This is a genomic window from Micrococcus sp. ACRRV (assembly GCF_022346985.1).
Lineage (GTDB): Bacteria > Actinomycetota > Actinomycetes > Actinomycetales > Micrococcaceae > Micrococcus > Micrococcus porci.
Genome location: NZ_JAKRNH010000001.1, coordinates 1 through 20,080, shown reverse-complemented (window position 1 = coordinate 20,080; position 20,080 = coordinate 1). Strand labels below are relative to the sequence as shown.

The 20,080-nt window shown below is 74.3% G+C and carries 15 protein-coding genes; 1 reads left to right on the top strand and 14 read right to left on the bottom strand.

Annotation, left to right across the window (positions count from 1 at the left end):
• Nucleotides 1-14 precede the first annotated feature (14 nt).
• From MHY29_RS00075 to MHY29_RS00065, 3 genes are all read right to left on the bottom strand, one after another.
• Nucleotides 15-1,004 carry a DegV family protein gene (locus tag MHY29_RS00075; RefSeq protein WP_239237845.1) on the bottom strand — a complete coding sequence of 330 codons (990 nt, stop codon included), beginning with the start codon at nt 1,002-1,004 and terminating at the stop codon, nt 15-17.
• 80 nt (nt 1,005-1,084) lie between these two features.
• A complete protein-coding gene (gene leuS / locus MHY29_RS00070; RefSeq protein WP_239237844.1) occupies nt 1,085-3,589 on the bottom strand; it encodes a leucine--tRNA ligase in 2,505 nt (834 codons plus the stop codon).
• Between the two features lie 168 nt (nt 3,590-3,757).
• Complete coding sequence (locus tag MHY29_RS00065; RefSeq protein ID WP_239237843.1) at nt 3,758-5,095, bottom strand: hypothetical protein; 1,338 nt, start codon at nt 5,093-5,095, stop codon at nt 3,758-3,760.
• Nucleotides 5,096-5,245: 150 nt separating this feature from the next.
• Here MHY29_RS00065 and MHY29_RS00060 point away from each other — a divergent pair, with 150 nt between their 5' ends.
• On the top strand, nt 5,246-6,295 hold the full coding sequence (locus MHY29_RS00060) for an alpha/beta fold hydrolase (protein ID WP_239237842.1): 1,050 nt from the start codon (nt 5,246-5,248) through the stop codon (nt 6,293-6,295).
• Nucleotides 6,296-6,323: 28 nt separating this feature from the next.
• Here MHY29_RS00060 and MHY29_RS00055 read toward each other — a convergent pair whose 3' ends face one another.
• From MHY29_RS00055 to MHY29_RS00005, 11 genes are all read right to left on the bottom strand, one after another.
• Nucleotides 6,324-8,375: a primosomal protein N' gene (locus MHY29_RS00055; protein WP_239237841.1), complete on the bottom strand. Its 2,052-nt coding sequence runs from the start codon at nt 8,373-8,375 to the stop codon at nt 6,324-6,326.
• Between the two features lie 96 nt (nt 8,376-8,471).
• Complete coding sequence (gene metK, locus MHY29_RS00050; protein ID WP_255718349.1) at nt 8,472-9,734, bottom strand: methionine adenosyltransferase; 1,263 nt, start codon at nt 9,732-9,734, stop codon at nt 8,472-8,474.
• A gap of 15 nt (nt 9,735-9,749) precedes the next feature.
• Entirely contained in the window at nt 9,750-11,039 is a 1,290-nt protein-coding gene (gene coaBC / locus MHY29_RS00045; RefSeq protein ID WP_239237840.1) for a bifunctional phosphopantothenoylcysteine decarboxylase/phosphopantothenate--cysteine ligase CoaBC, read from the bottom strand.
• 7 nt (nt 11,040-11,046) lie between these two features.
• On the bottom strand, nt 11,047-11,493 hold the full coding sequence (rpoZ, locus tag MHY29_RS00040) for a DNA-directed RNA polymerase subunit omega (RefSeq protein WP_239237839.1): 447 nt from the start codon (nt 11,491-11,493) through the stop codon (nt 11,047-11,049).
• A 66-nt stretch (nt 11,494-11,559) separates the two neighbouring features.
• Nucleotides 11,560-12,120, bottom strand: a complete 561-nt coding sequence (gene gmk, locus MHY29_RS00035; RefSeq protein WP_370643403.1) for a guanylate kinase — start codon at nt 12,118-12,120, stop codon at nt 11,560-11,562.
• 169 nt (nt 12,121-12,289) lie between these two features.
• Nucleotides 12,290-12,604: an integration host factor, actinobacterial type gene (gene mihF / locus MHY29_RS00030; protein ID WP_224354806.1), complete on the bottom strand. Its 315-nt coding sequence runs from the start codon at nt 12,602-12,604 to the stop codon at nt 12,290-12,292.
• Between the two features lie 97 nt (nt 12,605-12,701).
• Nucleotides 12,702-13,604, bottom strand: coding sequence for an orotidine-5'-phosphate decarboxylase (gene pyrF, locus MHY29_RS00025; protein WP_239237872.1), 903 nt, complete (start codon nt 13,602-13,604; stop codon nt 12,702-12,704).
• A gap of 17 nt (nt 13,605-13,621) precedes the next feature.
• The gene (gene carB / locus MHY29_RS00020) at nt 13,622-16,924 is read right to left on the bottom strand and encodes a carbamoyl-phosphate synthase large subunit (RefSeq protein ID WP_239237838.1); all 3,303 of its coding nucleotides are present in this window, start codon (nt 16,922-16,924) and stop codon (nt 13,622-13,624) included.
• Nucleotides 16,925-16,927: 3 nt separating this feature from the next.
• Nucleotides 16,928-18,115 carry a glutamine-hydrolyzing carbamoyl-phosphate synthase small subunit gene (carA, locus tag MHY29_RS00015; protein ID WP_224354804.1) on the bottom strand — a complete coding sequence of 396 codons (1,188 nt, stop codon included), beginning with the start codon at nt 18,113-18,115 and terminating at the stop codon, nt 16,928-16,930.
• Nucleotides 18,112-18,732, bottom strand: coding sequence for a hypothetical protein (locus MHY29_RS00010; protein ID WP_224354803.1), 621 nt, complete (start codon nt 18,730-18,732; stop codon nt 18,112-18,114). Before MHY29_RS00010 ends, carA begins: the two co-directional genes overlap by 4 nt.
• A partial coding sequence (locus MHY29_RS00005; RefSeq protein WP_239237837.1) for a dihydroorotase occupies nt 18,729-20,080 on the bottom strand: 1,352 nt, incomplete at its 5' end. The genes MHY29_RS00010 and MHY29_RS00005, both read right to left, overlap by 4 nt.

Here is a 20,080-nt window from a genome sequence, read left to right as displayed (position 1 = left end):
GAGGGATGGAATGGTCAGTTCGCCTGTGCAGGAGAGGACGAGGTCGACGGGACCGGTTCGAGGGGGCTCACGACGACGGCCAGCGTCCCCAGTCCCAGATGCGCGGCCAGGACCGCCGGCAGCGGGACGACGGGGACAGGCGTGGCGGAGGCGGACTGCAGGCGCTCCGCCAGCGCCGTTGCACCGGCCGGATCCCCGTACTCGTGCACCGCGATCCGCGCGGGGCCACCGGCCGCGCGCTCCCGGGCGAGGTCCACCATGCGCTCCAGGGCGCGGGGGCTCGTCCTCGCGCGGTCCACCAGGTGGACGGATCCGTCCTGGAGGCCCAGGACGGGCCGGACCTGCAGCAGCGCCCCCAGCAGGGACGGCACGGCCCCGATCCGACCTCCGCGGCGCAGCTGCTCCAGGTGGGGCACGGTGAACAGGACCGAGCTCTGGTCCGCGCATGCCTGGGCGATCGCCGCCACCTGGTCCAGGGGCCGTCCGAACCCGGCCTCCACGGCGGCGTCGAGGACGGCGTGCCCCAGCGCCAGGCCGGCGGTCCTCGAGTCGAGGACGACCACGGGGACGGGGGCGTCGGCCGCCGCGAGCCGCGCGGCCTCGACCGTGCCGGACAGCTCCCCGGACAGGTGGACGGACAGGATCCGCGCGCACCCGGCCCGGGCCAGGTCGGCGTAGGCCGCCCGGAACGCCCCCGGGGCGGGGCGCGACGTCCGCACCGGCGTCCCTGCGGCGAGGGCGAGCTGGAGCTCCAAGTCGAGGTCGGCGTCGCCCTCCACGTGGATCTGCTCCCCCACCATCACCGGGAGGGCGACCTGCCGGATCCCGGCGGCGAAGGGGTGGGCGAAGACCTCGACCGGCAGGGCCGCCGCGGAGTCGGTGACGATGCCCGTGCGGTCCCGTCGGGCCGGCTTGAGCCCGTAGCGGGCGCGGCCCACGAGCTGCCCGCGGCGGGCGCGCAGCCGCTCCACCGCGTCCTCGAGCCACTGGGAGGTGCTCGCCATGGCCGGGTCCTCCTCGTCGTCGTCGTCGATGGGAGCGGGCCGGGCCCCGAGGACCCGGCCCGCCCAGTGTGCCGGTGCGGTCAGCGGATGACCAGGTTGACCAGCTTGGGCTCGCGCACGATCACCTTGACGATCTCCGCGTCGCCGATGAACGCCCGGACCTTGGCGGACGCGCGGGCCGCGGCCTCGAGGTCCGCGGCGGAGACGTCCGCCGGCACCTGGAGCTGATCGCGGACCTTGCCCTTGACCTGGACGACGGCGGTCACCGTGTCCTCGACGAGCAGCGACTCGTCCACCGCGAGCCAGCCGGCGCGGACCACGGAGGGCTCGTGGCCGAGCATGGCCCACATGTCCTCGGCCACGTAGGGCGCCACCAGGGACAGCAGGATCGCGACGGCCTCGGCCGCCTCGCGGACGGCGGGGTCGCCGGCGCCGGCGCCGCCGTCGATCTCCTTGCGGGTGGCGTTCACCAGCTCCATGGTCTTGGCGACCACCACGTTGAACTTGTGGTCCTCGACGAGGGCCGCGGCCTCGTGCACGGTGCGGTGGGTGACGCGGCGCAGCGCCGCCGAGCCCTGGGCCGGGTCGCCCGCCGGGGTGCCGGCGGCGCGCACGTCGCGGGCCAGCCGCCAGGCGCGGGCGAGGAATTTTCCGGCCGCGGCCGGGGCGACGTCGGCCCAGTCCACGTCGTCCTCCGGCGGGGAGGCGAACACCATGGTGGTGCGGACGGCGTCGACGCCGAACTCGTCCAGCTGCTGGCCGAGGTCCACGCCGTTGCCCAGCGACTTCGACATGGCCTTGCCGCCGTTGAGCACCTGGCCCTGGTTCAGCAAGGCGCGGAAGGGCTCCGTGAAGGGCACGAGCCCCAGATCGTGGAGGGCCTTGGTGAAGAACCGGGCGTAGAGCAGGTGCAGGATGGCGTGCTCGACGCCGCCCACGTACTGGTCGACGGGCAGCCAGGTCTTCACCAGCTCCGGGTCGAAGACCTGCTGCTCGTCCCACGGGGACGCGTAGCGGAGGAAGTACCAGGACGAGTCCACGAAGGTGTCCATCGTGTCCGAGTCCCGGCGGGCCGGCGCCCCGCACTCGGGGCACGGCACGTTCACCCACTCCTCGGCGGCGGCCAGCGGCGACTGGCCCTTGGGGGCCAGCTGCCCGCCCTTGAGGTCCGTGGGCAGCAGCACCGGCAGCTGGTCCTCGGGGACCAGCACCTCGCCGTGCTCGGGGCAGTGCACCACGGGGATGGGGGTGCCCCAGAAGCGCTGACGGGAGAGCAGCCAGTCGCGCAGGCGGTAGGTGGTGGTGCCGCGGCCGGTGCCGCGCTCCTGGACGATCTCGATGGCACGGGCGATGCCGTCGGCCTTGGACAGGCCGTCGAGCTCGCCCGAGTTCACCAGGGTGCCCTCGCCGGTGGTGGCGACGCCGGAGACCGCCGGGTCCTCCTCACCGGTGTCCACGACGGTGCGCACCGGCAGGTCCATGGCCCGGGCGAAGTCCAGGTCGCGCTGGTCGTGCGCGGGCACGGCCATGATGGCGCCGGTGCCGTAGTCGGCCAGCACGTAGTCGGAGGCCCACATGGGGAGCCGTTCACCGGTGAGCGGGTTGACGGCATGACGGCCCAGGAACACGCCGGTCTTCGGGCGGTCAGTGGCCTGACGCTCGATGTCCGAGGCCTTCTTCAGCTCCTCGCGGTAGGCCTCGAGCGCGGCGCGGTGCTCGTCGTCGACCAGCTCGAGGGCCAGGGGCGCGTCGGCGGCCACCACCATGAAGGTGGCGCCGTGGAGGGTGTCGGGGCGGGTGGTGAAGACGGTGACGGCGGGACCGTCCTCCACCTGGAAGTCCACGTGGGCGCCCTCGGAGCGGCCGATCCAGTTGCGCTGCATGGCCAGCACGCGCTCGGGCCAGTGCCCGGTGAGCTGGCCCATGTCGTCGAGCAGGGCATCGGCGTACTCGGTGATCCGGAAGTACCACTGGTTCAGCTCGCGCTTGGTGACCTCGGCCCCGCAGCGCTCGCACTTCCCGTCCACGACCTGCTCGTTGGCGAGCACGGTCTGGTCCTGGGGGCACCAGTTGACCGGGGAGTCCTTCCGGTACGCCAGGCCCTTCCTGTACAGCTGCTGGAACAGCCACTGGGTCCAGCGGTAGTACTCGGGGTCCGAGGTGTGCAGCTCGCGCGACCAGTCCACCGCGATGCCGTAGCGCTGGAAGGAGCGCTTCTGGGTCTCGATGTTCGCGTAGGTCCACTCGGCGGGGTGCGCGTTGCGCTTGATGGCGGCGTTCTCCGCGGGGAGGCCGAAGGAGTCCCAGCCGATCGGGTGGAGGACGTCGTAGCCGCGCTGCAGCCAGTACCGGGCCAGGACGTCGCCCATGGCGAAGGCCTCGGCGTGGCCCATGTGGAGGTCGCCGGAGGGGTAGGGGAACATGTCGACCACGGTGCGGGTCGCGGACCCGTCGCCGCGCGGCGTGAAGGTGCCGGCCTGCTCCCAGTACCCGGCCCAGCGCGCCTCGACCTCGCTGAACGCATACTCGGCGTCCTCGGGGACCTGGGGGGTGGCCGGTGCGGCGCTCTCGGGGGTCTGGCTCACGGTGGTTCGTGTCCTCACGCAGTCGGGGTGCTCGGATGCTGGGCGCCCGGCACGATGGCCGGTGCGGCAGGCCCGACCATCCTACGGCGGCGGCCGCCCGGGACCGCCACCACGACGACGGCCCCCCGCACGACGTCGTCGTCCGGGGGGGCGGTGGGTCGGCGCGGTTCAGCCGCGGGCGGCGGCCGACCCGTCCGCGCCGCCGTGGTCGGCGCCGCCGCGGCCGACGGTCTCGTCGGCGGCGGGGAGGAGGTCGGGGTCCTCGGCCTCGATGACGGCCACCGCGTCGGCCTCCATCATCTCCTTGACGGTCTCGGTCGGGGCGACGGACTCCTCCGCGGTCTCCTGCAGGATCACGGCGTGCTGCCGCGTGAAGGTCTTCTCCGGGTGCTCGCGCAGGCGCAGCAGCGCGAGGAGGCGCAGGCGCAGGCCCGACTCGGCGGCGATGTCATCGCGGTGGGCGGCCCACCAGACGAGGAGCACGACCGCCAGCACGATGCCCAGATAGCCCAGCGCAGGGTAGACGTAGTTCATGAGGTCGCCGAACCCGAGGAAGCTCACGGCGAAGGCCGCGAGGGTGACGCCGACGAACGTGGGGCGGTAGAGGCCGGGGCGCTCCGCGGTCAGGCGGCGGCCGAGGGCGTAGAACATGCCGATGGCGGTGTTGTAGATCATCAGGTAGATGACCACCACCATCGCCCAGCCGAGTGCCGGGTGGATCGACGCGAAGAGCTGGAGCATGGGCACGTCCGCGGTGCCGAGTTCGGCGTAGCCGAGGTACAGGAGAACGGAGGCCAGCACCAGCAGGACCGTGTACACGACGCCGCCGACCAGGCCGCCGACGAAGGCGTCGCGCGGGCTCGAGATGGAGCCGCCGATGACGACGCACATGGAGACGGCCATGACCACGACGAGGCCGAAGTAGTTGATCGAGGACAGCCACCACGGGGACACCGGCGTGACGGCCTGCACGGCCAGGGAGTCGTTCACGGTGAAGGGGCCCTCGTGCGTCGCCACGACGTAGGCGAAGCCGGCGACCACCGCGATGATGATCAGCGGCGTGATCATGCCGATGATCGCGGAGACCTTCTCGACGTCGAGCATGCCCGTGACGATGACCATGGCCGTCATCAGCGCGGCGCCCGCCCAGACGGGCCACCCGAGCTGCTGCGCCAGGGTCGAGCCGGCGCCGGCGAGCATGACGAAGCCGATCGCGAACAGTGTCACGGTCACCACGGCGTCGAGGATCCTGGCCATCACCGGGTGCGAGACGCTGCGGAACACGACCTTGTGGTCCGCGGCCAGGAAGAGGCTGCCGAGCTGGAGGGCCACGGCGCCGCCCACGGCCACCAGGACGCCGGCGAGCAGCGCGCCCCCGATGCCGACCTCCCCGAATCCGACGAAGTACTGGATGACCTCGGCCCCGGTGGCGAAGCCCGCTCCGACCAGGAGGCCGACGAAGGCGAGGGCGAGCTGGACGGATCTGAGGGCGGCGGACTTCTGCACGCGGGTGCCTTTCGTGGGGTGCGGGGACGATCCACGACGGGCGCGCTCGCCGCGGCGCGGACCCGTCCACGCTAGGCGTACCGGCCGGCAGCGGACAGGATCCCCGGACGTGGAGTCCGTCACGGCGGGGCACCTCACTACGCTGGCCCCATGCCCGCACCCCACGACGCCGACCCGGCCTCCCCCGCCGGGCCCCGCCCGATCCGGCCGTGGCACCGGCTCCGCATCCCGGCACCGACGGCGCCCCCCCGCGCCCTGACGGGGCACGACGTGCGCGTCCCCCGTCGGCGGGACGTCGCCGTGCCGGACCCGATCAGCGGCGCGCCCCTCTCGGTCGCGGTGTGGCAGCACGACGCCGCGCCGTCGTCGGGCGCCCCCGTGGCCGGCGCCGCGCGCCCCCACCTGGTGTTCGTGCACGGGTTCCGCGGGGACCACCACGGCCTCCAGCTGCTGGCGGACTGCCTGCCCGAGTTCGGCGTCTCCTCCGTGGAGCTGCCCGGATTCGGCGCCTCCGATCCCTTCCCCGACGCCGAGCACACGGTGGCCCACCACGCGGACGCGCTCGCCGCCGCCGTGGCGGCGCTCGGCCTGGACGCGCCGCCGGTGCTGGTGGCGCACTCCTACGGCACCGTCGTCGCGGCGCACCTCGTGCAACGGGATTCCGGCGCCTGGCCCGCGCTCGCGCTCCTCAACCCCATCGCCGAGCCCGCCCTGGACGCGTCCGGCTCGCGCGCAGACCGGCTGCTGGCCGGCGTCGCGGAGGCGTACTACGAGGCGGCGGCGCGCCTGCCGGAGCGGGTGAGCCGGCGGCTGCTCGGCGCGCCGCCCGTGGTGTGGGTGACCACGCAGGCGATGTCGCGCACGCGGGACAGGGACGTCCTGGCCTACACCCATGACCAACACCGGCGCTTCTTCTCCGGCTTCGCCTCCGCCCGCATGCTCTCCGAGTCCTACCGCGCCTCGAGCACGGGCACCGTCGCGCAGGCGGCGGACCGCCTGGACCTGCCGGTCCTGCTCGTCGCCGGCCGCGAGGATCCCCTGGGCTCCGTCGCGGCGCAGGAGGCGCTCGCCGCGCGGATCGCCGCCGCGGGCGGCGTCCCGGAGCTCCACGTGCTGGACGGCGTCGGACACCTGCTCCACTACGAGCGGCCGGCCGCGTGCGCGCGACTGCTGCGGGAGTGGCTCGCCGCCGGCTCCTGACGCACCCCTGACTCCCGGCCCGGAGGCGTCAGAGCACGCCCGGCGGGTCCAGGCGGACCCGGACGGCGGAGCGCTCGCGGCGCGCGCTGGCGGCGGAGCGGGCCACCCGCAGGGCGTCCACGGTGGCCGCCGACGCCGCCCAGGGGAACAGCAGCAGCGCGCGCGAGCGGGACTCGTCCGCGACGTCCGGCACCGGGCCGATCCACGGCAGGGGTGTCGCGTCCCCGGGCCGGGCCTCCACGTCGAGGTCCAGGGAGGGGTCCGCGTCCGGGCCGACGCGCCGACGCTCGCGCCGCGCCGCCTCCACCAGCGCGAGGTACTCGGCGACGGCGCCCGCCTCCCCCGTGACCTCGGCAAGGCGGCCGGCGGGCGGCAGGTGGAGCTCGCGGCGCTCCGCCAGCAGGTGCCCGGCGAACCCCTGGGGGTCGCGGCGCACGAGGGCGCCGACGGCGGCGTCGTGCTCGGCGGTGACCACCACGGTCCCGCCCTCGGCGGCCGGGCGCACCAGTGAGGCCGCCGCGAGCCAGCGGGTCAGGACGCGCACGGGCACGTCGAGGCCCTCGCGCTGCAGCTGGGCGTCGCCGTCCAGCAGCAGGGCGGCCGCGTAGCCGCCGCGGGCGTGCGGCTCCGCGCCCACGGTGGCCACCACGAGGGCGGGACCCTCCCCGACCTCGCCGAGCCGGTGGTCCGCCGAGGAGGAGTGGACGGGGACCTGGGGGAAGGCACGGCCCAGCTCCTCTGCGGTGCGGTCCACGCCGCGGACCCCGGCGCGCAGGCCGGTGAACCCGCACTCGGCGCAGTGGAAGTCCCGCTCGCGCGTGCCGCACCAGCGGCAGGCCAGCTCGCCCCGCTCGGCGGACCGTCGGTCCCGGAAGGCCAGCGGTCCCGCGCACACGCGGCAGCGGGCGGGGGTGCGGCACCGCCCGCACACGACGGCGGGGATGAATCCCGCGCGGGCCACCTGCACCAGGACCGGGCCGGGCGTCGGCCCCGAGAGCGCCTCCCGCGCGGCGGCCCACGCCGCGTGCGGCAGGCGAGCCCGCCGGGCGAACGGGTCCCGGGCGGACTCCCACGAGTCCGCCGACGCCACGATGCGGGGGCTCGCCGCCCGCTGCGACGCGCGGTCGGCGGAGACCTCCAGGAGCCAGCCGTGCTCCACCAGCCGCTGCACGGGCACGGACCGGGACGGGCCCGCGAACAGGAGCGCGCTGCCGGACTGCCGGGCGCGCTCGAGGGCCACCTCCCGGACGTGGAAGTACGGCGCGCGCGGCTCGGCGTGGGCGTCGTCTCCGTCGTCCCACACCACCACCAGGCGGAGATCCTGCACGGGCGCCCACGCGGCGGCGCGGGTGCCGGCGACCACCCGGGCCAGGCCGGTCAGCGCGCGCAGGTGGGCCCGGTACCTCGGGGTGTTGCCGTCCTCGGAGCCGACCCGCACGAACCCGTCCTCACCCAGCTCGCGGGCGAGGGCCGCGCTGAGCCGGTCGAGGTCCCGGTGGTCGGGCACGAGGAGGAGCACTCCCCCGCCGGCACGGGAGACGGCGGTGGCCAGCGCGGCGAGCGCGGAGGACTCGTCCCAGTCCCCCACGCGGCTGGGCACCACGGCGGCCGCCCGGACGGGGTCACCGGCCACGGCGGACGCCACGAACGCCGTGCCCCCCGTGAGCTCCTCCCACACCAGGCGGGCGTGCGGGTCCGCGACGACCCTCTGAACGGGGTGGTCGACCTCCGGGCCGGACGCGAGCTCGGCGAGCACCTCCTTCTCCACGCTCACCACCCGCGGCGGCACGGCGGAGCGCAGGACGTCGGAGACGACGCCGGCCTGACGGGCGGCCACGGCGCGGGCCACGGCCAGGACGTGCTCGGTGAGCGGGGGCACCGCCGTCAGGACGCCGGCCAGCTCGGTGAGCCGGGCGTGGGTGGCCGGCGCGGCGACCCGCTCGACGAGCCAGCCCGTCGTCTCGCGGCCCCCGAAGCGGACCGAGACGCGGGAGCCGGGCACCGCCCGCTCGTCGAGGGCGGGCGGGACCAGGTAGTCGAACTCCCGATCCAGGTGGGGAACGGGGCTGTCCAGCAGCACGCGGGCCACCGGGTCCTCGGGCCACCCGTCCGGGGACTCGGGCAGCCGCGGCCGCTCCTCAGGCTCGGCGAGCGCGAACAGGGCGTCCGTGGCGGATCACACCCCCGCGGCGCGGCGGAGCTCCTCCACCTTGTCCGTCCGCTCCCACGTGAAGTCGGCGTCGTCCCGGCCGAAGTGGCCGTGCGCGGCGGTCTTGCGGTAGATCGGCCGGAGCAGGTTGAGCGACTTCACGATGGCGGCGGGGCGCAGGTCGAACACCTCGTTCACGGCCGCGATGATGGTCTCCTCGGGGACGGCGTTCGTGCCGAAGGTGTCCACGTAGAGGCCCACGGGGCGGGCGGAGCCGATCGCGTAGGCCACCTGGAACTCGGCGCGCTCGGCCAGGCCGGCGGCGACGACGTTCTTGGCCACCCAGCGCAGGGCGTAGGCCGCGGAGCGGTCGACCTTGGACGGGTCCTTGCCGGAGAAGGCGCCGCCGCCATGGCGGGCCATGCCGCCGTAGGTGTCCACGATGATCTTGCGGCCGGTCAGGCCGGCGTCGCCCACGGGGCCGCCGATGACGAACTTGCCGCCCGGGTTGATGATGAACCGGGCGTTCGAGACGTCCAGGCCGGAGCGCTCGATCACGGGGCGGATCACGTGCTCGGCGACGTCGGCGCGCAGCTGCTCCTGGGTGACCACGTCGTGGTGCTGGGTGGAGACCACCACCGTCTCGACCGTGCGGGGGCGGTGGTCGGCGTCGTAGCCCACCGTCACCTGCGTCTTGCCGTCCGGCAGCAGGTACGGCATGGGGGTGTTCTCCTGGCGGCGCACGGCGGTGAGGCGCTCGGAGAGGCGGTGGGCCAGGTAGATGGGGGTCGGCATGTACGACGGCGTCTCGTTCGTGGCGTAGCCGAACATGATGCCCTGGTCGCCGGCGCCCTGCTCGTCGACCTCGTCCGCCGAGCCCTGCTCGCGCGCCTCGAGGGACCGGGAGACGCCCGCGAAGATGTCCGAGGACTGCTGGCCGATGGAGACGTTGACGCCGCACTGGGCCCCGTCGAAGCCGTTGGCCGACGAGTCGTAGCCGATGTCCAGGATGGTCTCGCGCACGATGTGCGGGATCTCCACGTACGCCGACGTGTTCACCTCGCCGGCCACCTGCACCAGGCCGGTGGTGGAGAGCGTCTCCACCGCGACCTTCGCGGAGGGGTCCGCCGCCAGGATGGCGTCGAGGATCGCGTCCGAGATCTGGTCGCACATCTTGTCCGGGTGACCGGAGGTGACGGACTCGGAGGTGAACAGGCGCAGGTCTCCGCCCCCGACGCCGCGGTACGGCTGGGCGGCGGCGGACGGGCTCGGCGTGGGGGTGTCGCTCATGCCGACCATCCTAGGTCAGCGTCCGGGGGCCCCTCCGGCCTCCCGACTCGCCAGGACACGCTCCAGCGCCTCGACGACGGCGGCCGCCGCCTCCGCCTTGGAGCCGGTTCGGGTGACGGGCTCGGCGCCGTCCGCGGAGAGCACCGTGACCTCCGTGGCGTCCTGGCCGAAGACCTTGCCGCCCCCGACCTCGTTGACCACGAGCAGGTCGCAGCCCTTCCGGGCCAGCTTGGCCCGGCCGTATTCCAGCGGTGTGGTGTGCTCGTCCCCGGTCTCGGCGGCGAATCCGACGATCACGGGGGCCATGGGGCCGCCCGCGTCCCGGGTCTGCACCGCCGTGGCGAGCACGTCCGGGGTGCGCTCGAGGACGATGGTGGGGGCCCCGCCGTCGTCCGTCTTCTTGATCTTGGACGTGGCCACCTGGGCCGGCCGGAAGTCCGCGACGGCGGCCGCCATGATGAGCACGTCGGCGTCGGCGGCCTCCGACAGGACGGCCTCCAGCAGCTCCTGCGTGGACTCCACCGCGGTGACCTCCGTGCCCGCGGGCGGCTCCACGGACATGGGCCCGGCGATGAACCGGACCCGGGCCCCGGCGGCCAGGACGGCCTCGGCGAGGGCCGCGCCCTGCTTGCCGGAGGAGCGGTTGCCCAGGAAGCGGACGGGGTCGAGGGCCTCGCGCGTGCCGCCGGCGGAGATCACGACGGTGCGTCCGGCCAGGGGCGACGCGGCTCCGGGCTCCGCCGCGGTGACCGCGGCCTCGCGGCCCGCACGACCCCCGGCGCGGGCGGCGGCGTCCTGGGCCTCGGCCCAGATCCGGGCGGGCTCGGGCAACCGGCCGGGGCCGGAGTCCGCACCGGTGAGGCGCCCGGAGTCCGGCTCGATCACGTGCACCCCGCGCTCGCGCAGCAGCGCGACGTTGGCCACGGTGGCGGGGTGCCGCCACATCTCGGTGTGCATGGCGGGCGCCAGCACCACCGGGCACGTGGCGGTGAGGAGGACGTTGCCCAGCAGGTCGGGGGCCATGCCGGCGGCGGTGCGCGCGAGCAGGTCGGCGGTGGCCGGGGCGACGACGACGAGGTCGGCCTCCCGCCCCAGCCGGACGTGGGAGACCTCCGGGACGTCGGTGAACGTGTCCGTCCGCACCGGACGGCCGGAGAGCGCCTCCCACGTGGGGGCGCCGACGAACCTGAGGGCGTTGTCGGTGGGCACCACCGTGACGCCGTGGCCGGCCTCCTTCATGAGGCGCAGGAGCAGCGCGGCCTTGTACGCCGCGATGCCCCCGCCGACGCCGAGCACGACCTCCATCAGCGGATCAGGCGTCCTCGTCCGCGACGTCCGCGCCGGAGAGGATGTCCTCGACGGCGTCGTCGTCCCCCGTGGTGACCGGGGCGCCGTACTCCTCGGGGGACACGCCCTCGACGGTCGGCTCGGCGACGAAGGGGTCGTCGTCGCCCGGCAGCGCGAAGTCGCCGAACTCCTCCTCGGCGAGCTCGATCGCGGGCTCCACCGCGGCGGTCTCGGCCATGACCAGCATGTCGGACTCGATCTCGCGCATGGCGATGGACAGCGGCTTCTCGTTCAGCTGGGTGTCCACGAGGGGGCCGACGTACTCGAACAGGCCCTCGTGCAGCTGGGAGTAGTAGGCGTTGATCTGGCGGGCGCGCTTGGCGGCGAACAGCACCAGGGCGTACTTCGAGTCCACCCGCTCCAGGAGGGAGTCGATGGGCGGGTTGACGATGCCTTCGTACTGATCGGTCACGTAGGTCTCCAGTGTCTGCTCTCGGGTGGTCTTCTGGCCGTGCGCCGGAACGCACGGGGCGGCCCGTCAGGCGGAGGCGGGGGCGTCATGGGGGTCGATCCCCATGAGCTTCACGAGCTCCGCGGCGGCGCGCTCGACGGCGTCGTTCACGACGACGGCGTCGAACTCCGGCTCGGCGGCGAGCTCAAGTCTAGCCGTTTCCAGCCGGCGGCGCTGTTCCTCCGGGCCCTCGGTGCCCCGGCCGACCAGCCGGGAGACGAGCTCGTCCCACGACGGCGGGGCCAGGAACACGAACGTGGCCTCCGGGAGCGTCCGGCGCACCTGGCGGGCGCCCTGGAGGTCGATCTCCAGGAGCACGTGTCGCCCGGCCGCGACGGCCTCGGCCACGCGATCGCGCCGGGTGCCGTAGCGGTTCCGGCCGTGGACCACGGCCCACTCGAGCATCTGGTCCCCCGCCACGAGCTCGTCGAACTCCTCGGGCGTGGTGAAGAAGTAGTGGACCCCGTCCTCCTCCCCCGGACGTGGGGCGCGCGTGGTCGCGGAGACGGAGAGCCAGGCCTGGGGGTAGTGCTCGCGGATGTACGCGGACACGGTGCCCTTGCCGACCGCGGTGGGGCCGGCCAGCACGGTGACCCCGGCGCCCGGCGCCGGGGGGCGGGAGGGGGCGCGCTCGCCGGGGACGGAGGGGGCGGGGCCGAGGTCGGAGAGGTCGCTCACGGGTGCTCCTGGGTGGTGGGTCACCGCGGCGGCTGCGGGCGACGGGCCTGCAGGGTCCGCGCCGCGCCCCGGCGGCAGGTCATCGGCCAATATAGGCGATGAGCGCCTCGCGCTGGCGGCGTCCGAGGCCCTTGAGGCGACGCGCCGGGGAGATCTCGCAGGCCTCCATGACGGCCGAGGCGCGGACCTCGCCCACGCCGGGCATCGCCTGGAGCAGGTCCACCGTCCGGAGCCGGCCGATGGCGGGGTCGACGTCCGCACGGGCGAACACCTCCTGCAGGCTGAGGTCTCGGTTGGCGAAGGAGGTCTTGAGGGTCGCGCGCTCCTGGCGGGCCCGCAGGGCCTTGGCCCGCGCTTCAGCCCGCTCCTCGACGCTCAACTGCCGCAGTGCCATCGAAAGTCCTCGCTCCATCGTCCGGTGGTTCCCCGGCACGGTGCCGGTTGGTCGTTCAAACAACCATAACCGGCTGAGTTCGGACGGAAAGTCACCATCACGCATCCCGGCCCGCGGCATGCCGCGGGCCGGGCCCCTCGACTCCCAGGTCAGCCCGGGCGGCGTCGATGGCGCGCGTGAGCGAGGTCACAGTCGGACCGGCCGCCAGGATCCCTCGGGACGACGTGGCCAGCACCTGGGGCCAGGCCGCGCCGAACGCCTCCCGCATGCCCGCCCCGGTGGCACCCTGCGCCCCGAAGCCGGGGGCCAGCAGCGGCCCGCGCAGCGCGGCGAGGTCGATGCCCAGCTCGCGGGCCTGGCCCGCCACCGTCGCCCCGACCACCAGGCCCACCGGGCCCCAGCCGTCGAGACCGGCCAGCCGGGCGTCGTCCGCGGCCGCGGACGTGACGATCCGTGCGGCCACGGCCCCCTGCCCCTCGGACGCGCCGACGTGCTGGACGGAGGCCCCCTCCGGGTTCGAGGTCAGTGCGAGCACGAACACCCCGCGGCCGGCGGCGGCCGCCCGCTCGATGCTCGCGGTCAGCGTCCCGTAGCCCAGGTAGGGGCTCAGCGTCACGGCGTCGGCGGCCAGGGGCGAGGCGTCGTCCAGCCAGGCCGCCGCGTAGCCGTCCATCGTGGAGCCGATGTCCCCGCGCTTGGCGTCGGCGATGGTGAGCACCCCGGCGTCCCGAGCCTCGGCCAGCAGCCGCTCCAGGACCGCGAGGCCGGCCGAGCCGTGGCGCTCGAAGAGGGCCACCTGGGGCTTCACGGCGGCCACGCGGGCCGCGCCGTCCCCGGCTGCGGCCTCCAGGGCCGTCAGCCCGAAGGACTCCAGGCCGGCGGCCGTGTCGGGCAGCCCCCAGGCCTGCAGCAGGGACGGGTGGGGGTCGATCCCCAGGCACAGCGGCCCGGCCGCGGCCATCGCCGCGGCCAGGCGCCGCCCGAAGGGCTCACGCGTCATGGACGCGGCGGGCACGCTCACGCGGACGCCTCCGCCGCGACCGCCTGCGCGAGGCGCTCCTCGTGCTCCTGCAGCGAGGTGACCGACCACTCGTAGGTGCGCATCGCCTCGATGGCCTGCAGGCATGCGGCGAACTCGGCGGTCGTGGTGATCACCGGCACGCCCAGGGAGGTGGCCGCGGCGCGGATCTCGTAGCCGTCGGTGCGGGCCTCGCCGCCGGAGGGAGTGTTCAACACGAGGTCCACGCGGCCCTCGTGCAGCTGCTCGAGGACGGTCCCGGCGCCGTCGGCGTCGGACGCGTCCGCGATCTTCGCCACGACCTCGGCGGGCACGCCGTTGCGGCGCAGCACCTCGGCGGTGCCGCCCGTGGAGACGATCTCGAAGCCGAGGTCCAGGAGGCGCTTGGCCTGACCGACGACGGCGCGCTTGTCCCGATTGGCGACCGAGACGAACACCCGGCCCTCGGTGGGCAGCGGACCGCCCGCGCCGGCCTGCGACTTCGCGAACGCGGTGTCGAAGTGGCGGTCGATGCCCATCACCTCGCCCGTGGAGCGCATCTCCGGGCCCAGCAGGGAGTCGACCACGCGGCCCTCCGCCGTGCGGAAGCGGGTGAAGGGCAGCACGGCCTCCTTGACGGCCACCGAGGCCCCCATCGGGAGGGAGGCGCCGTCGAAGGCGGTGGGCAGGGTGCCGGCCGCGCGCAGCTCCGCGATGGTCCGGCCCATGCCGATCATCGCCGCGGCCTTGGCCAGCTGCACGCCGGTGGCCTTGGAGACGAACGGCACCGTGCGGGACGCGCGGGGGTTCGCCTCGATCACGTAGAGCACGTCCGAGGCGAGCGCGAACTGGATGTTGATCAGGCCGCGCACGCCCACGCCCGCGGCGATCTTCTCCGTGGCGGCGCGCACGCGCTCCAGCACGTCCGGGCCGAGGGTCACGGGCGGCAGGACGCAGGCCGAGTCCCCGGAGTGGATGCCGGCCTCCTCGATGTGCTCCATGACGCCGCCCAGGTACAGCTCGTGGCCGTCGTAGAGGGCGTCCACGTCGATCTCGATGGCGTCCTCGAGGAAGCGGTCGACGAGCATCGGCTGCGTGGGGGTGATCTCGGTGGCGTTCGTGACGTAGTGGGCCAGCGCCTCCTCCGTGTACACGATCTCCATGCCGCGGCCGCCCAGCACGTAGGACGGGCGGACGAGCACCGGATAGCCGATCTCGTCCGCGACGCGCCTGGCGTCCTCGAAGGAGACGGCCGTGCCGTTCTTCGGGGCGATGAGCCCGGCCTCGTCGAGCACGCGGGCGAACTCGCCGCGGTGCTCGGCCAGGTCGATGGCCTCCGGGGAGGTGCCGAGGATCGGCACGCCCGCATCGGCCAGCTGCTGGGCCAACTTCAGCGGGGTCTGCCCGCCGAGCTGCACGAACACGCCGGCGACGCCGCCGGTCGCCTCCTCCGCCGCGATCACCTCGAGCACGTCCTCCAGGGTGAGGGGCTCGAAGTAGAGGCGGTCGGAGATGTCGTAGTCCGTGGAGACGGTCTCGGGGTTGCAGTTGACCATGACGGTCTCGTAGCCGGCCTCGCGCAGGGCGAGGGTGGCGTGGACGCACGAGTAGTCGAACTCGATGCCCTGGCCGATGCGGTTCGGGCCGGAGCCGAGGATCACCACGGACGGCGCGGCGTGCTCGGCGACCTCCGACTCCAGGTCGTAGCTGGAGTAGCGGTAGGGGGTGAACGCCTCGAACTCGGCGGCGCAGGTGTCCACGGTCTTGTAGACGGGGCGCACGCCGAGGGCGTGGCGCAGCCCGCGGACCACGGCGGGGTCCATGTGGCGCAGGGAGCCGATCTGGGCGTCGGAGAATCCGTGGCGCTTGGCGCGGCGGAGGACCGCCTCGTCCAGCTGCGGGGCCTCGCGGACCTCGTCGGCGACCTCGTTGATCAGCACCAGCTGGTCGAGGAACCACGGGTCGATCGCGGTGGCCTCGAAGGCCTCCTCGAGCGTGGCGCCGGCGTAGAGGGCGCGCTGGGTCTGGGCCAGGCGCTGCGTGGTCGCGGTGCGGGCGGACGCGAGCAGGGAGGCCGGGTCGGCGTCGCCGTCGAAGGACAGCTCGGAGCCCTTCTGCTCCAGCGAGCGGAGGGCCTTCTGCAGGGCCTCGGAGAACGAGCGGCCGATCGCCATGGCCTCGCCCACGGACTTCATCGTGGTGGTCAGCGTGGCGTCGGCGGCCGGGAACTTCTCGAACGCGAACCGCGGGACCTTCACCACCACGTAGTCGAGGACGGGCTCGAAGGAGGCCGGCGTCTTCTGCGTGATGTCGTTGGGGATCTCGTCCATCGTGTAGCCCAGGGCCAGCTTGGTGGCGATCTTGGCGATCGCGAAGCCGGTCGCCTTGGAGGCCAGCGCCGAGGAGCGGGACACGCGCGGGTTCATCTCGATGACGACGACGCGGCCGTCCTCCGGGTTCACGGCGAACTGGATGTTGCAGCCGCCGGTGTCCACGCCGACCTCGCGGATGACGTTGATGGAGATGTCGCGCAGCTTCTGGTATTCGCGGTCGGTGAGGGTCATCGCCGGGGCGACGGTGATCGAGTCGCCGGTGTGCACGCCCACGGGGTCGAAGTTCTCGATGGAGCAGACGACGACGACGTTGTCGTTCTTGTCCCGCATCATCTCCAGCTCGTACTCCTTCCAGCCCAGGATGGACTCCTCCAGGAGCACCTCGGAGGTGGGCGAGTACTGCAGGCCGGCGCCGCAGATGCGGCGCAGGTCGGCCTCGTCGTAGGCCATGCCGGAGCCGAGGCCGCCCATGGTGAAGGACGGGCGCACGACGACGGGGTACTTGAGGTCCTCGACGGCGGCGAAGGCCTCCTCCATGGTGTGCACGATGTGCGAGCGGGCCGACTCGCCGCCGGCGCGCTCCACGACGCCTTTGAACAGCTCGCGGTTCTCACCGAGCTCGATCGCGGCGATGTTCGCGCCGATCAGCTCGACGCCGAACTTCTCGAGGACGCCGTCCTTGTCCAGGGCGATCGCCGTGTTCAGCGCGGTCTGGCCGCCGAGGGTGGGCAGGACCGCGTCCGGGCGCTCCTTCTCGATGATCTTGGCGACCACCTCGGGGGTGATGGGCTCGACGTAGGTGGCATCGGCCAGCTCCGGGTCGGTCATGATCGTCGCCGGGTTGGAGTTCACGAGGATGACGCGGACGCCCTCCTCCTTGAGCACGCGGATGGCCTGGGTGCCGGAGTAGTCGAACTCGGCCGCCTGGCCGATGACGATGGGCCCGGAGCCGATGACCAGGACGGACTTCAGGTCGGTGCGCTTGGGCATGGATCAGGCTCCTTCGGGGGTGGCGGACGGGGCGGCGGCGCGGCGTTCGGTGAGCGTGTGGGCGAACCGGTCGAACAGGCCGAGCGAGTCGTGCGGACCGGCGGCGGCCTCGGGGTGGAACTGGACGGAGAAGGCGGGGCGGTCGAGCAGGCGCAGGCCCTCCACGACGTCGTCGTTGAGGGACCAGTGGGAGACCTCGACGCGGCCGTAGCGGGCCTCCGGGGCCTCCACGACCTCGCCGATCGGGGCGTCCACCGCGAAGCCGTGGTTCTGGGATGTGATCTCCACGCGGCCCGTGGCCTTGTCCATCACCGGCTGGTTCGGGCCGCGGTGGCCGAACGGCAGCTTGTAGGTGCCGAAGCCGAGGGCGCGGCCGAAGATCTGATTGCCGAAGCAGATGCCGAAGTACGGCAGGCCCGCGTCCAGGACCTCGCGGAGGACGGCAACCTGGGCGTCCGCGGTGGCGGGGTCGCCCGGGCCGTTGGACATGAAGACGCCGTCCGGCCGCACGGCCTGGATCGCGGCGAAGTCGGAGTCCGCCGGGAGGACGTGCACGCGGATGCCGCGGGCGGCCAGGTGGTGCGGGGTGGCGGCCTTGATGCCGAGGTCCAGGGCGGCGACGTCGGCGATGGGCTCGCCGTCCCAGCCGTGGTCGGACGGCTCGACGACGTACGCGGAGGGGGCGGAGACGGTCTCGGCCAGGCGGGCGCCGGCCATGGACGGCTGCTCGCGGACCTCCGCCAGCAGTTCGGCCTCGGGGCGCTGGGCGGCCTCGCCGGAGAAGATGCCGGCCTTCATGGACCCCTCGGTGCGCAGTGCGCGCGTGATGGCCCGGGTGTCCACATCCTGGATGCCCACGACGCCGTGCGCGGCGAGCTCCTCGTCCAGGGTGCGCTGGGAGCGCCAGTTCGAGGGGCGGCGGGCGGCGTCGCGCACCACGTAGCCGGCCACCCAGATGGCGCGGGACTCGGCGTCCTCGTCGTTCACACCGGTGTTGCCGATGTGCGGGGCGGTTTGCACCACGATCTGGCGGGCGTAGGAGGGGTCCGTCAGGGTCTCCTGGTAGCCGGTCATGCCGGTGGTGAACACGGCCTCGCCCAGCGTGGAGCCGCGGGCGCCGTAGGCGCGGCCGCGGTGCACGGTGCCATCCTCCAGCACCAGCAGGGCGGTCTCGGGGGTCGGGGTGCTCATCGGGCGTTCTCCTGTCCTGCGTCGGGGCGGCCGGCGCGGTCGATGACGGTCTGCAGGGCCTCCAGGACGCGGTCGCGGTCCTCGGGGCGGCGGGGGCGGAAGGCGGAGGTGACGTCGACGTCGCCGAGGCGCCAGCCCCACGCGACAAGCCCGCCGGGCTCCACGAACTTGCCGGCGATGCCGGCGGAGCGGCCGGCCTCCATGAGGTGGGCGGCGGGGACGAACAGCGGGGCGATGTTCGGGCGCAGCACCAGCACGCCGGGCCGGTCGCCCGCCGTGTGGACCTCCAGCACGCCGGAGGAGCGCAGCCCCAGGTCGTGGACGGCCACCCGGTCGAGGCGGTCGGTGCCGGAGACGGTGCCCACCCACATGCCCTCCGCGGACACGGCGGGCTCGCGCTCCAGGACCTCGGGCGGCACGGTGGCCGGCGCCGGGATGCCGGCCTGCCGCCGCCGGCGGCCGCGCCAGCCCCATGCGATGAGGGCCAGCAGGAGGGCGATGACCCCGACGGTCGTCAGCACGATCGGCAGCCAGACGTCCGAGTAGTCCTTCATGGGCGAGGCCGGCGGGACCGGCGTGGCCGCCAGGGGCAGCGCCGCCGGGAGCACCGCGCTCATGCGCGGCCCTCGGGGGCGTCGGCGTGGACCACGGGCTGGGTGAGCTCGCCGTCGGCGACGACCCGGCGGCCGCGGTAGACGGTGTGCACGACCGCGCCGGGCAGCTCCATGCCCCGGTACGGGCTGTTGCGGGAGCGCGTCGCGTGGGTCTCGGGATCCACAGCGCGACGCACGGCCGGGTCCCACAGCACCAGGTTGGCGACGGCGCCCACGAGCGGCTCGCCGGACTCGTCGGCCTGGCCCTGGTCCCGCAGCCCGGCGATGCGGGCCGGCTCCGTGGACATGGCCCGCGCCACGCCGGACCAGTCCATCAGGCCGGTGTCCACCATGGCCTGCTGCACCACGGAGAGCGCGGTCTCCAGGCCGGTCATGCCCATCGCGGCGACGGTCCACTCGCACTGCTTGGACTCCGCCGTGTGGGGGGCGTGGTCCGTGCCCACCGTGTCGATGGTGCCGTCCGCCAGCGCCGCGCGCAGGGCGTGGACGTCCGACTCGCGACGCAGCGGCGGGTTGACCTTGAACACCGGGTCGTAGGAGCGCACGAGCTCCTCGGTGAGCAGCAGGTGGTGGGGGGTCACCTCGGCGGTCACCTGCACGCCCTGCGCCTTGGCCCAGCGGATCAGCTCCACGGAGCCGGCGGTGGACACGTGGCAGACGTGCAGGCGCGAGTCCACGTGCTGGGCGAGCAGCACGTCGCGGGCGATGATCGCCTCCTCCGCGACCGCCGGCCAGCCGGCGAGGCCGAGGACGCCGGAGAGCTCCGACTCGTTCATCTGCGCACCCGCGGTGAGGCTGGGCTCCTGGGCGTGCTGCGCCACGAATCCGCCGAAGGACTTCACGTACTCGAGGGCGCGGCGCATGAGCACGGCGTCGTGCACGCACATGCCGTCGTCGGAGAACATCCGGACGCGCGCCTGCGAGTCGGCCATCGCGCCGATGTCGGCGAGGGCTTCCCCCGCCAGGCCCACCGTGACGGCGCCCACCGGGTGGACGTCGCACCAGCCGGCCTCGCGCCCCAGGCGCCAGACCTGCTCGACGACGCCCGCGGTGTCCGCCGTGGGCGTCGAGTTCGCCATGGCGTGGACGGCGGTGAATCCGCCGCGGGCGGCGGCACGGGTGCCGGTCTCGACGGTCTCGGCGTCCTCCTTGCCGGGCTGGCGGAGGTGGGTGTGCAGGTCCACGAGGCCGGGCAGGAGCACCGTGCCGGCGGCCGCGACGACGCTCGCGCCCTCGGCGTCGACGGCCGGGACCTCCCCGACCGCGGCGACGCGGCCGTCGCGCACGAGGACGTCCGCCACGCGGCCGGAGGCCAGGGCGGCCCCGCGGAAGAGGAGGGCGGGAGGGACGG